Genomic DNA, 13,790 nt, shown 5'->3' with positions numbered 1-13,790 from the left:
GGCACTCCTTATTGGGCCAGAAAATCTTGCGCAAAACGCTGTAAAACTCCACCGGCGTTATACACATGCACTTCATCAGCCGTGTCAAGGCGGCAGATGACCGGAACCAAGAACTGCTCACCAGTTTGACGAGTCACACGCAGCGTGAGATCTACGCCGGGTTGAATATCCCCTTCCACATCAAAAAGTTCACTCCCCTCAATGCCCAAGGTTAAACGGTTGGTTCCCTGCTTGAATTGCAAAGGTAACACACCCATGCCCACTAAATTGGTTCGATGAATTCGCTCAAAACCTTCGGCGACAATAGCTTCAACCCCCGCCAAACGAACCCCTTTGGCCGCCCAATCACGAGATGAACCTTGCCCATAATCCGCTCCTGCAATGATGATCAAAGGCTGTTTACGCTGCATATAGGTTTCAATGGCTTCCCACATTCGCATCACTTGACCTTCTGGTTCAAGGCGAGTGAGCGAACCTTGTACCACTTGTCCATTTTCCTTCACCATTTCATTTAATAGTTTTGGATTGGCAAACGTCGCCCGCTGGGCGGTTAAGTGGTCGCCACGATGGGTCGCATAAGAGTTAAAATCGTCTTCAGGAATTCCCATTTGAGTGAGATATTCCCCCGCTGCACTGGTGGCGAGAATGGCATTAGAAGGGGAAAGATGATCGGTGGTAATGTTGTCACCTAAAACGGCCAGTGGCCGCATGGCGTTGAGTGTTCGTTCTCCCGCGAGAGCGCCTTGCCAATAAGGCGGTCGACGAATGTATGTACTCATTGGCCGCCAGTCATACAGTGGACTGGTGTGATGTTCCGTGTCATCCAATTTAAACATCTGGATATACACTTGGTGAAATTGCTCGGGCTTAACGCAACTTTCCACAACCGTATCGATTTCTTCATCACTTGGCCAAATATCCTGCAAATAGATGGGGTTACCCTTGTTATCGAGACCCAATGCATCACGCTCAATATCAAACCGAATCGATCCTGCCAATGCATAAGCAACCACCAGCGGCGGTGAAGCAAGAAACGCCTGTTTCGCATAAGGATGAATACGGCCATCAAAATTGCGATTGCCTGATAACACCGCAGTAGCATAAAGATCGCGCTCGATAATTTCTTGTTGAATGTTGGGATCAAGCGCGCCACTCATACCATTGCAAGTAGTACACGCATAAGCAACAATGCCAAACCCCAGCTTTTCCAGCTCCGATAATAAATTGGCTTCTTCTAAATAAAGTTTGGCCACTTTTGAACCCGGGGCAAACGAACTTTTTACCCAAGGCTTACGCACCAGCCCCAGTTGGTTGGCTTTTTTTGCCAGAAGACCAGCGGCAACCACATTGCGAGGGTTGCTGGTATTCGTACAAGAGGTGATCGCAGCAATAATGACGGCACCGTCTGGCAGCTGACCCTCCTCTTGCGGTAAACCATGCTCAGCAATACCACGTTCGACCAACTGCGAGGTTGGTAAACGGCGATGAGGGTTAGAAGGGCCTGCCATATTACGTTCAACCAATGAAAGGTTAAATTCCAGTACTCGCTCATACTGCGCGGTTTCTAATGCATCAGCCCATAACCCTGTTTGTTTGGCATACCGCTCAACCAATGCCACTTGTTCAGGCTCTCGACCCGTTAGTTTCAAGTATTGAATCGTCTGATCATCAATGTAGAACATGCCCGCACTAGCGCCATATTCTGGTGTCATATTGGAAATCGTGGCACGATCACCAATCGTTAACGCTTTCGCACCTTCCCCAAAAAATTCAAGATAGCTCGACACCACTCGCTCATGGCGCAAAAATTCGGTGAGTGCCAACACAATATCTGTCGCAGTGATCCCCGGTTGACGTTTACCGGTTAATTTCACACCGACAATATCGGGTAAGCGCATCATAGAAGGGCGTCCAAGCATGACGGTTTCAGCCTCTAGCCCCCCCACGCCAATAGCAATCACGCCCAAAGCATCCACATGCGGTGTATGGCTATCGGTACCCACACACGTATCAGGATAAGCAACCCCCTCTTTGAGTTGAATCACTGGCGACATTTTTTCCAGATTGATCTGGTGCATAATGCCATTACCTGCCGGAATGACGTTGACATTCTTAAAGGCATTTTTACACCATTCGATAAAGTGGAAACGGTCTTCATTACGACGCTCTTCAATCGCTCGATTTTTCTCAAAAGCGTCAACCTCAAATCCGGCATGTTCGACCGCAAGTGAGTGGTCAACAATCAACTGCGTTTCTACTACAGGGTTCACATTGGCCGGATCGCCACCTTGATCTGCAATGGCGTCCCGTAGTCCGGCTAAATCCACCAAAGCGGTTTGCCCTAAAATGTCATGGCACACCACCCGAGCGGGATACCACGGAAAATCAAGATCACGCTTACGTTCGATCAACTGTTTGAGTGAATCAACCAAGATTTGTGGATCACAACGCCGCACCAAGTTTTCAGCAAGAACACGAGACGTATAAGGGAGCGTTTCATAGGCACCGGGAGTAATGGCATTAACGGCTTCACGGGCATCAAAATACTCAATTTGACTACCAGGTAATGTTTTTTTGTATTGATTATTCATCATCGTTATTTCCCAAAATCATCAAAGACGGGCTAGCAATAACCCGTCACTCCCGCACACTAACCACGCTGTTCAATAGGAATCCATTGCTGGTGATCTGGCCCGATATAATCGGCGCTCGGACGAATAATGCGGTTGTTAGCGCGCTGTTCATAGAGGTGTGCGGCCCATCCGGTTAAACGGCTCATAACAAAAATAGGCGTAAATAATTTGGTTGGGATTCCCATAAAATGGTAAGCCGAGGCATGAAAAAAATCGGCATTACAGAACAGCCCCTTCTCCCGCTTCATCACCGCTTCCACCCGCTCCGAAATAGCATAAAGATGCATATCTCCAACGTGTTCGGATAACGCTTTTGACCAGCGTTTAATCAACGCATTACGCGGGTCACTTTCTCGGTAAATTGCATGGCCAAAGCCCATGATCTTCTCTTTGTTTTCCAACATTTGTAGGAGCTCTTGCTCCGCTTCATCGGGTGTTGACCACGGCTCAATCATCGCCATGGCGGCTTCATTCGCCCCGCCATGGAGTGGCCCTCGCATGGTGCCTATCGCCCCAGTAATACAAGAGTGCAAATCTGATAACGTTGAAGCGCAAACACGAGCTGAAAAAGTCGAAGCATTAAACTCATGCTCAGCGTATAAGATCAGTGAGCAGTGCATAACTTGTTTGAATAAGTCACAGGGGGCCTCATCGGTCAGCATCTTTAAGAAATAGCCACCGAGGGAATCTTCACTCGTCTCTTCCGTATCAATGCGCACCCCATCATGACTGAATCGATACCAATAACAGATCATGGCAGGGAACAGTGCCAATAGGCGCTCTGTCGCCGCCAACTGTTGGGAAAAATCTTGTTCTGTCTCTAAATTGCCTAACATAGAGCATCCGGTACGCATCACATCCATGGGATGTGCTTGGGGCGGAATTTTCTCCAAAACGTCTTTTAACGCTTGGGGTAAGCCACGTAGACGAATAAGGCGTGTTTTATATTGATCCAATTCGCTTTGCGTGGGTAAATGCCCCACCAACAGCAAATGGGCAACTTCTTCAAATTGCGCATAATTAGCAAGATCCGTGATGTCATAACCACGGTAGGTTAAACCTGTTCCAGTCTTTCCGACCGTACATAGTGCCGTGCTTCCAGCGCTTTGACCACGCAGGCCCGCGCCACCTAATGAAGTAGAAGGCATGTTGAACTCCTTTTCTTGCTACACTTCAGATTCTTTGATGAACCAACCTCTTTGGGCTTCGCGTTTTGCTTGATAGTGCAGCGGTTTCACGTTATTGGATTAAGGGATTGAATGGTGAATCTCTTTTTAGAGCTTCTCGGTTAATGATTGTTGTCAGAAAACAGCTGATCGAGTTTTTCTTCATAACCGTGATAATTAAGATACTTATACAACTCACTGCGAGTTTGCATTGTCTCCAATAAAGCTTCTTGATTACCTTGCTCTAACAAATGCCGGTAGACCATCTCGGCTGCTTTATTCATGGCGCGAAACGCACTGAGTGGGTAGAGCACCATGTCCACATTCACCTTGGCCAGTTGCTCTGTGTTGTAAAGTGGCGTCTGACCAAACTCGGTAATATTGGCTAATATAGGCACACGCTTACCTGTCGCGGCATGTAGTGCAACAGAAAACTGATCATACTGTTTTAACTCGGTCATCGCTTCAGGGAAAATCATGTCAGCTCCTGCTTGTACATAAGCGATCGCTCGTTCAATTGCACTGTCCATCCCTTCGACTGCCAGAGCGTCAGTGCGTGCCATAATGACAAACTCTGGGTTATCACGCGCATCAACGGCAGTTTTGATTCGATCCACCATTTCTTGGACACTGACAATGGCTTTATTAGGGCGATGACCACAACGTTTTTGGGCGACTTGATCTTCGATATGTATCGCCGCAGCGCCAGCTTTTTCTATTAGCTTAATGGTGCGAGCAAGGTTAAAAGCTCCGCCAAAACCAGTATCAATGTCGACTAACAAAGGTAAGTCACACGCATTGGTAATGCGTTCAACATCGACTAACACATCATTGAGTGTAGTGATTCCAAGATCGGGTAAACCATATGAGGCATTAGCAACACCGCCACCTGATAGATAAATCGCTTGATGCCCTAATTTTTTTGCCATCATGGCGCAATATGGATTAATCGTACCAACAATTTGTAAAGGATGATGGGACTGAATAGCGAGCCTGAATTTGGCTCCCGGACTTAAGCTCATAAGATTCTCCTTAATTTTAGACTTCATGGTGGATTTGTTGTTCAATCAAACGACGACTGTAGGCAACGTGTCTACGCATCAGCATCTCGGCCAACTCTTCATCACGATTACGAATCGCCTGAAGAATAAATTTGTGTTCTTCTAATGCTTCCACTGGGCGAGAATGTGCTCGGGGCGATTGGTAACGATACATCCTTAACAGGTGATAAAGCTCATCACATAACAGTGCAATAAGCTGACTATTACGACTGGCTTGAATAATCCGATAATGGAAATCAAAATCCCCTTGCTGATGAAAATAAGAAGCGCCATCGACCTGATCAATATGTTTAGAATGTGTCGACAATAACGTTTCTAAACCTGCTAATTCCATATCGGTAATATGTCGCGCTGCTAAGCGAGCCGCCATGCCCTCCAATGCTTCACGTACTGCATAAAGATCAAGCAGCTTCTCACGAGAAAATTGAATCACCCGAGCGCCGACATGAGGGATCCGTTCAATAAGCCCTAACCCTTCTACCCGCATCAAAGCTTCACGTAATGGGCCTCTGCTAACTTGAAAATGCTTTGCTAACTCAGGCTCAGAGATTTTACTGCCCGGCACCATCTCGCCCGCCACAATCGCTTCAATTAGAAATTCAGTAAGGCTTTCTGATTTGGTGTACTCTTTATCACTCGTTAGGGAGCGGTTTAATTCACGATTCATCGTTGCTTTTCTTCTTTCTGACCAACAAGAACACACATACCATCCATTAACAACCATAACACCAACACAACATAAACAATCAAATTGTCGACAATCAAGCCAATTGTCGACAATTTAGACTAAGGTCGTATGATTGACAGCTCTCCGCGCGAGGGAAAAATCGCTCGAAGACATCATAGAACAGGGTAAATGATAAAAATAATACTTAAGATATGTGATATTGCTCATGATAAGAAAAATCTGAACACTCTCAAGATTGTTAACAAAATTGGTTATTTTCGTGTGACTCGCAAGTAAAAGAGAACGCCGTTCAGTATCAAAAAACAGAAACTTATTGGCATATGCCAATAATTAACGCACAATATTACTTATCGTATTTGATGAAGGAAATAAATCATGATTTATGCAATTCCCTGTCGAGATAATCAACTGAGTAACCATTTTTCTAAAGCACCTGCATTTATGCTGATAGACACTGAAAATCAGCAACGACAACTCGTCGAGATGCCCACGTTATTAGATGGTGGAGAAAAAAATTGCGGAAAAAAATCGGCACGGCTGAACCTATTACAGCAGCATAATGTTCAAGCTGTGGTTGTTAAAAATATCGGCCAAGCCATGTTGTCCACGCTATTTAGTAAAGGATTTAAAGTTTTTGCTTATCCGCCTCGCTGCCCAATTGAAGCGTTAGATTTTAGCCAACTACAAGAAATTACTGACATAAACTATGCACGTCCATCTCCCAATAAAGCATCGCATAGTTGCTGCCATGAAAAATCTACCTGTACCTCTTCCGCTTCAAGCACTAAACTAAACCCAAGAACGTTGGATAAATTACAACGTATTTTTAATATTCATCGATAGATGAGAGTGGCGTTATGATCTATTTAATCACTGTGGGATTTTTTTTACTGATGATAATCCTGATGAGCCTTGGTGTTATGGCTCGTCGTAAACCGATCCAAGGAAGTTGTGGTGGGCTGTCTAACGTTGGTGTGGATAAGGTCTGTAACTGCGAAACCACCTGCGCAGAACACCAAACAACCTTATATCAGATTCAAGAACCACAAGAAAAATCGCAACAAAAATAAACCAAACTATCAGCTCAGCGTGAGAGAGATATCCCACGCTGAAACCGCACCTTAAGAACGTAATCGATTTAAGACCACGGTTTGATCTAACTCTTGATGCCATTGGGTATAATCAAGCCCTTTGTCAAAAATAAACTCGGTCACTAATTGCTTCACATATGCGATCAACTCATCCCCATGCCAAGGTTTATCAAAATAACGCTGAATACCCGCCGTATTAATGGCATTGATGGTATCGCTATGTGTTGCTTGCCCGGTTAGCAATACTTTCTTAGTGTTAAGAAAGCGAGGATCTTGATGGATTTCCTTAAGTAACTCGACACCCGTTTTACCGGGCATCACATGGTCAGAAATCACCATTGCGATATATTCGCCTTCGGCATCTAGCTCATCCATCAACGCCAGCACTTCATCAGCCGATTCACAATCTTCAATCTGTAGCCAATGGGCTAATGGCTGTAAGTCTTGCAATACTGCGCTCAACACTTCTCTCTGGTCATCAACACAAATGATATTAAGCTTCTCCATATCCATCCTCGACTGGTAATTTGATCCTAAAAATCGTTTTCTCATGGTTGCTTTTAACAGCAATGCTTCCCCCATAGCTGGCGGTAATCCGCTTAACGATAGCTAAGCCTAAACCAAGGCCAAAGGATAACCCCTGCTTCTTGGTGGTAAAACTCGGTTGGAAAATTTTTCGCCGAGTGACTTCACTAATCTCTGGGCCATTATTCGCAATCGTAATGAGAATCCGTTGTTTGTTGTAACGTGTATGAATATCAATTTCAGGGTTTAGTGTCTCAGCCATTGCATCACAGGCATTTTTAATAATATTGACCCACACTTGTACCCATTCTGTCTGTGAACCTTTTAAAATAGGTAGTGTTCCTGGGCGCATCCGCACCGACACTCGGCGCAAATCACTTTGTAGTAAGGCCAACGCTCGATTGAGAGTTTCATTAAGATCCAAGGCTTCATCGAGATGGATCTCATTGCGTCCTAGCTGTTTGACTGATTTGACAATACCAACCACGTGTTTAGATGCGAGGCGTAAATCATGCAAATCACGCCCCATCTGCCAGTAACGTATCGCTAAATGCGGATTATTAAGCCAATGAGTTGATAGCGTTTCTTCTGGTACCGCTCGAGCAAGTTCTCTTGCTATATGAGGCGCGAGTTGATAACGACGCGCAAATTGAGCACCTCTTTTTCGAGCCTCAGCCGAAGATACTTTTTGCCCATAAAGCAAGCCAAAATCAAAAAACTGGCTGGCTTCAGGGTGCACTTCTTGCAATAACTCAATGAACAAAGATTCTAAACGTTCTGTTTTACTGCTCACCACCCCAATAGCATTATTGAGTTCATGAGAAATCCCTGCCGCTAATTGGCCTAATGTGGACATCTGCTCAGCGATATGCAACCGTTCCAGCGCTTTCTCCTTCGCAACCGCCTCTTGCATTGCCCGCCGCTGACGACGAGAAAGCTCAGCAACAATAACGGGCATAAACTGAGAGCTTAATGAGCCAAACAACGCTTCATCAACCACCGGTGTTTGCCTATCGATCCAGCCTAATTCGACCTCTGTTTGAGCGATCACCGTTGAAGACGCAATCCAATGTCCAGAGAAGAAACTATGTACACCAATAAAAGCTCCTGCAGAGGCCGAAAATACGGTGATGGGTTTCCCCTCTTTCTCACAAAACTGTCCGAGTAACTCGCCAGCTTTTACATAATAAAGTCGATCATTATAGCCATTTTGCTGCAGGACAATCGAACCACTTGGCAATATAACCCGACGCTGCTCACTGTCAAAATAGCGCTCGACCAAAATCTGTACTTGTGGATTCATACACCCTACCCGTGGCAAACGCCATTAACCAATATGACCTACCACATGCAATAACCAAATCATCACAAAGCTCATCAAAACCCCAACGACACCTAAAATAGCACCAGTACGAGCCATTTGGTGGCTTTGCACATTACCGGTAGCATGCGCCAAAGCATTCGGTGGCGTACTGATCGGTAGCGACATCCCCAGCGAAGCGGCAAAAGTCACAACCAGGATCAACGTTACTTCTCCCCCTAACGGTGCCAATGACGTCATTGATGCCCCTAATGCTGCCATAATTGGCATCAATAAGTTCGCGGTTGCCGTGTGTGACATAAAATTAGCCATCAGTAAACATAAGAATGCGGCCCCAAAGAGAACGATATAAGGTGAATATTGATCAAAGGGAATGCTATGTACCATTAAATGGGCTAATCCGGTTTTATCCAGTGCCAGACCTAAAGCAATACCACCAGATACCAACCACAAAACATCCCATGAAATCTTTTTCAGATCTTCTTTATTAATGATTCCGGTCACGGAGAAAATTGCGACTGGAATTAAAGCGACCGTATAGGAGTTCATGCCATGAACTGACCCCATCAACCACAGCAATATCGTCGCAGTAAAGGTAATATAAACAATGATAGCTCTTGGCGTTTTCAAGAACTTCCCTTTGATACTGAGTTCAATCGTTTTTTGCTCCGCTCGGTATAAAAAGCCAATTAGTAGCCAAGCTAACGCCATCAAAATAATGACAAACGGAACCCCAAAAACCATCCACTCACCAAACGTGATCAAGTTATCACCGACTAGATACTTCAACGCAATCGCATTTGGAGGGGTGCCAATCGGCGTTCCTATTCCACCAATATTCGCCGCAACAGGGATACATAAAGCAAATGCAACTCGACCAGGGTCTTTAGGGCCAAACACCGCAATGACCGGAGTGAGTATGGATAACATCATTGCTGTGGTCGCGGTATTGGACATAAACATTGAAAACACACCTGTGATCAACATCAGTCCTAACATAACAAATTTAGGATCCTGTCCAAATGGCTTAAGCAACACGCGCGCTAAATTGACATCCAAACGATATTTTGTTGCCGCCATAGCCAAGAAGAACCCTCCCAAGAACAGCATAATTATGGGGCTAGCAAAGGTAGCCATAATCTCATTATGTCGAAGTAAGCCGCCAAATTCTGGCTGTTCTTGCTGAAGTCTAAATAACCACAACCCCTTATCCGACAACATGAGAAGCTCTAACACAATGATAACGACCGATGTGGCGTAAATAGGAATCGGTTCAAACACCCATAACAGAGCCGCTAGTAAGAAAATCGCAATCACCCGTTGTTGAATGATGGTTAACCCCTCAAAGGGAAAAGCGGACAAAGGTAACCATAATATGAGTAGTGGAATGGCTATCGGGATTATAAATTTCAGATAAGGACGTATCATCTTCACTCTTCCTGAGAACGTTGCAAAGTACCAGTCGTGGTCGCTAGAATTCTTTTTTTATCGCCTGAAGATGTTTAGCATGCCATAAACTTGCACACCGGTTATCTCTTTCAAGCATAAGGTGATTATGCCAATGTGAAGAAAAAATACTTAGGTATAGATCAACGTATATCTATAACTTTCAATAACTAGTAACAAATTATCCCTTTAGATCTCAATTTTCTCGCATTTGTATACATTTTTTACGCTTAAATTTCGGGAAAAAATGAATTTATTGGCTACTCTTATATTTATCATCACTAATAATAAAATTCATGATAGCATGCGCGGTTTTCTAGGTAAGAATCAACACAAAGGATGCCCGATTGGTGTTTTACACCAAAATGGAAACGGTTCACGAAGGAGTTGTGTTTGGTATTAATCGAATCAACCCAAACTAAGGTAACTTATTCATGTTTCTAAAAAATCTATCCATCAGTAAAAAGCTAGCCAGTGGATTTGGCCTTATTGCACTGATTAACATTATTTTCGCTTGGTTCTTACATGTAGAACACAAAGAAATTCAAAATCAACTTGTTAATTTTACTGAAGATACCTTTCCTGCCTATGAATCCGTCGATGAGATAGAAGCAAACCTTTCTTATTGGCGTCGCACTCAATTTGCCTCGTTATTGACCGATGATAGCGCTGAAGTCACTCGACGCCTTAATCAAAGCCGCCAGCTACAACAAAAAATAGACATCGCCCTTAAAAAATATGGCGAAGATGTTTGGCCGGGTGAAGAAGAACGCCTTTTCAACCAGTTAATGACTCGATGGAACAACTATAGTCAAACCATGGTTAAGTTTAATCAGGCGTTAGCAGAAAAAAATTCATCGCAAGCACATCAATTACTCGATCAGTCTTTGGCTGAATTTCAAACCATAGAGTCACAGATCAAACAGTTATCTACCATACTGAAGCAGGCGATGGACGGAAATAAAGATTATATTATTTCCGCAGTAGCACGAATCAATACCAGCTCGAGTGTCATCAATGGGTTAATTATTGCTTTTATGGTGATAATTACTTACTTCCTCACGCGTATTATTTGCCAACCATTAAAACTCGTTGTCGATCAATCCAATGCCATTGCTAAGGGCGATCTATCAAAAACATTAAACCGCTCAGCGATCGGTAATGATGAGCTGGGAGAGCTGGCTGATGCGTCAATCGCTATGCAAAATAATTTACGTCAATTGATCGAAGAAACCATTTCAGCAGTGACACAATTAGGCAGTTCAGTCGAAGAAATGACCCAAATTTCGTCATTATCGGCTCAAGGTATGCAAGAGCAACAAGATCAAATTACCCAAGTTGCCACCGCAATGAGTGAAATGAAAGCCGCTGTGGCTGATGTTGCCGACAATACGGAAAATACCGCTCAAGAAATTGACATGACCAATCGAAGTGTCCAAGACGGGGCCAAAGATAACAAGCAGATGGTCAGCGCAATAGCTCAGGTGGCTGAGGTGATCACTCAAACCGGCCAAACTGTCGCAGAATTAGAACAGCAATCTAATCAAATTAATATGATCGTCGATGTGATTCGCGGCATTGCGGATCAAACCAATTTACTTGCCCTCAATGCCGCCATCGAAGCGGCCCGAGCTGGGGAATCTGGTCGCGGATTTGCCGTCGTGGCAGACGAAGTGCGCACATTAGCGGCCCGCACGCAAGATTCAACCGGTGAAATCACCTCTATCATTGAAAAACTACAAGCAATGGCTAAAGAAGCAAAAGAAGGAACGGATCGATCGTGTAACAGTATTGAACACTGTGTCGAACAGGGTAACCATTCACAGCAATTGATGCACTCTATTGAACAATCTATCGCTCAAGTCGCTGATATGGGGGCTCAAATTGCCAGCGCTTGTAGTCAACAAGATTCCGTTGCTGATGAACTCACCCGTAATATTGAAAATATTCACTTAGCGTCACAAGAAGTCGCTGAAGGGGCGAATCAGACCGCTCAAGCTTGTAACGAACTCGCTCAACTTTCTATTTCATTACAAAATGCAATGACTCGCTTCAAGCTACAATAGCCTATCCGCTTAAAATACTGAAATCGCCTAAATAAAAACCATATTTAGGCGATTGTATTTAAAAATAGATAAAGGACAGCATTAAATTTGCGTGAGCATAAAAAAACAAGCTATCATTTACGACACCCCGAAGTCATCTATCACCATTAATCATCGCTAGGAGACTCTATGCGTTTTAAAGCCACATTGCTTTCACTTGCTATCGCTACTTCTTTTACTCCAGTTATCGGGCATTCAGCACCACTCGCGTTAGCCGAATCTTTACCTTCTAAAGCTGAAATTGCTCAATCCAATGCTTGGTTGGAAATTAACCTCAGTCAATTTAAAGCAAATATTGAGCAATTTAAGTCGCATATTAAGCCCAGCAGTAAAATTTGCGCCGTAATGAAAGCAGATGCATATGGAAACGGGATTCGCGGTTTAATACCTACCATTATCGAACAAGAGATCCCTTGTGTCGCAATCACCAGTAATGCCGAAGCTCGTGCTGTGCGTGAAAGTGGTTTTACTGGGCAATTAATGCGCGTTCGCTCGGCGACTTTAGATGAAATCAAAGCCGTCGCAGACCTCAATGTTGAAGAGCTAATTGGAACAAAATCTCAAGCCGATGCCATCGCAACGTTAGGTCAACAATTATCTTCTCCAATCAAGGTTCACCTTGCTTTAAATGATGGAGGAATGGGGCGTAATGGGATCGACATGAGCAATGATATAGGCCGGAAAGAAGCTCGGGAGATTGTCAATGCAAAAGGACTAACAATTGTTGGTATAATGACGCACTTTCCTAACTATCACGCTGATGAAATTAAACAAAAATTGACGCGCTTTAATCAACATGCGAATTGGTTAGTTGAACAAAGCCCATTAACTCGTGAGCAGGTTGCATTTCATGTGGCCAATTCATACACCGCACTCAATGTTCCTGAAGCACAACTCGATATGGTTCGTCCCGGTGGCGTACTCTATGGGGATTTACCGACCAATCCAGAATATCCATCAATTATCTCATTTAAAACACGCATCGCCTCTCTTCACCATGTCCCTGCCGGTACAACCGTCGGTTATGATAGTACTCATACCACTCAAAGTGAGCGGATATTAGCAAACCTTCCTGTCGGTTATTCCGACGGTTATCCTCGAAAAATGGGTAACCAATCGCAAGTATTAGTCAATGGGCAGTGGGCAAATGTTGTTGGCGTGACTTCAATGAATACAACGATGATTGATGTGTCAGAGATCAAAGGTGTTCTACCCGGGCAAGAAGTTGTTTTATTCGGCGCACAAGGGAAAAAACGGATCACAGCAGATCAAATGGAAAAGAATAGTGATGTGATTTTTCCTGAACTATACACACTTTGGGGCACGTCGAATCCAAGACTTTATGTCAAGTAAGTCGATACTTGCTATACCCTCCCTTCCTACTTGAAGCTGCAGGGGGGGTGACTATGTTCGTTCACCCCAATCACATGACCCCTGTCTATGCCATGGGGATGATGAGAGCCATCCGTGGCTCTCATCAAAGGTTAGCCAGGCCAGTCGGTTAAGGCAGGTAACCGTATCGTGCTTAATCGAACCTAGCTAAATAAACAACTTGTTTTTAGCTAGGTTTTTTATTTTTAACTTAAAAACAACCGGGTCATTACATTGCGATTTATTTAAATTCATGCAGAATAGATCATCGTCTTATTTTTTCCCTAATTGTAGAAGTGATTCGATAAAATAAGATAAAAATTAAGATCATCCATTCGAACCGTTGTCAATTAAAGGAATAATATCTCGATACGGTTATCCCT

11 protein-coding genes are annotated in these 13,790 nt (G+C 44.1%); 4 read left to right on the top strand and 7 right to left on the bottom strand.

The annotated features are described in order from the left end of the window. Window positions 1-8: 8 nt before the first annotated feature. The 4 genes from acnD to FKN05_RS10715 all read right to left on the bottom strand — a co-directional run bounded on the left by acnD (window position 9) and on the right by FKN05_RS10715 (window position 5,527). On the bottom strand, window positions 9-2,591 hold the full coding sequence (gene acnD, locus FKN05_RS10730) for a Fe/S-dependent 2-methylisocitrate dehydratase AcnD (RefSeq protein WP_170887561.1): 2,583 nt from the start codon (window positions 2,589-2,591) through the stop codon (window positions 9-11). A 59-nt stretch (window positions 2,592-2,650) separates the two neighbouring features. Beyond that, window positions 2,651-3,781 carry a bifunctional 2-methylcitrate synthase/citrate synthase gene (prpC, locus tag FKN05_RS10725; protein WP_170887475.1) on the bottom strand — a complete coding sequence of 377 codons (1,131 nt, stop codon included), beginning with the start codon at window positions 3,779-3,781 and terminating at the stop codon, window positions 2,651-2,653. A 140-nt stretch (window positions 3,782-3,921) separates the two neighbouring features. Then, on the bottom strand, window positions 3,922-4,821 hold the full coding sequence (gene prpB, locus FKN05_RS10720; protein WP_161428033.1) for a methylisocitrate lyase: 900 nt from the start codon (window positions 4,819-4,821) through the stop codon (window positions 3,922-3,924). A gap of 16 nt (window positions 4,822-4,837) precedes the next feature. After that, window positions 4,838-5,527 carry a GntR family transcriptional regulator gene (locus FKN05_RS10715; protein WP_170887474.1) on the bottom strand — a complete coding sequence of 230 codons (690 nt, stop codon included), beginning with the start codon at window positions 5,525-5,527 and terminating at the stop codon, window positions 4,838-4,840. Window positions 5,528-5,923: 396 nt separating this feature from the next. On the opposite strand from FKN05_RS10715, the gene FKN05_RS10710 reads away from it, so the two are divergent. Further along, complete coding sequence (locus tag FKN05_RS10710) at window positions 5,924-6,391, top strand: NifB/NifX family molybdenum-iron cluster-binding protein (RefSeq protein WP_099611201.1); 468 nt, start codon at window positions 5,924-5,926, stop codon at window positions 6,389-6,391. Between the two features lie 14 nt (window positions 6,392-6,405). Beyond that, window positions 6,406-6,618 (top strand): (Na+)-NQR maturation NqrM, encoded by a 213-nt coding sequence (gene nqrM / locus FKN05_RS10705; RefSeq protein WP_099611200.1) that lies wholly within the window; start codon window positions 6,406-6,408, stop codon window positions 6,616-6,618. A 51-nt stretch (window positions 6,619-6,669) separates the two neighbouring features. Here the strand turns inward: nqrM and FKN05_RS10700 are convergent, their stop codons facing one another. The 3 genes from FKN05_RS10700 to FKN05_RS10690 are packed head-to-tail and all read right to left on the bottom strand — an operon-like array spanning window position 6,670 to window position 9,913. Then, complete coding sequence (locus FKN05_RS10700) at window positions 6,670-7,146, bottom strand: response regulator (protein ID WP_170887473.1); 477 nt, start codon at window positions 7,144-7,146, stop codon at window positions 6,670-6,672. Continuing rightward, complete coding sequence (locus FKN05_RS10695; protein WP_170887472.1) at window positions 7,133-8,467, bottom strand: ATP-binding protein; 1,335 nt, start codon at window positions 8,465-8,467, stop codon at window positions 7,133-7,135. Before FKN05_RS10695 ends, FKN05_RS10700 begins: the two co-directional genes overlap by 14 nt. Before the next feature lie 24 nt (window positions 8,468-8,491). After that, window positions 8,492-9,913: an SLC13 family permease gene (locus tag FKN05_RS10690; protein WP_099611199.1), complete on the bottom strand. Its 1,422-nt coding sequence runs from the start codon at window positions 9,911-9,913 to the stop codon at window positions 8,492-8,494. Between the two features lie 452 nt (window positions 9,914-10,365). On the opposite strand from FKN05_RS10690, the gene FKN05_RS10685 reads away from it, so the two are divergent. Then, a complete protein-coding gene (locus FKN05_RS10685) occupies window positions 10,366-11,997 on the top strand; it encodes a methyl-accepting chemotaxis protein (RefSeq protein ID WP_099611198.1) in 1,632 nt (543 codons plus the stop codon). 168 nt (window positions 11,998-12,165) lie between these two features. Further along, a complete protein-coding gene (alr, locus tag FKN05_RS10680) occupies window positions 12,166-13,389 on the top strand; it encodes an alanine racemase (RefSeq protein ID WP_170887471.1) in 1,224 nt (407 codons plus the stop codon). The last annotated feature ends 401 nt before the right edge of the window (window positions 13,390-13,790 follow it).

It is taken from the genome of Vibrio sp. 1-1(7), from assembly GCF_013048485.1.
GTDB classification, from domain to species: domain Bacteria; phylum Pseudomonadota; class Gammaproteobacteria; order Enterobacterales; family Vibrionaceae; genus Vibrio; species Vibrio fujianensis.
The sequence above is the reverse complement of the archived record's forward strand: the minus strand, read 5'-3'. Positions and strand labels throughout refer to the sequence as shown.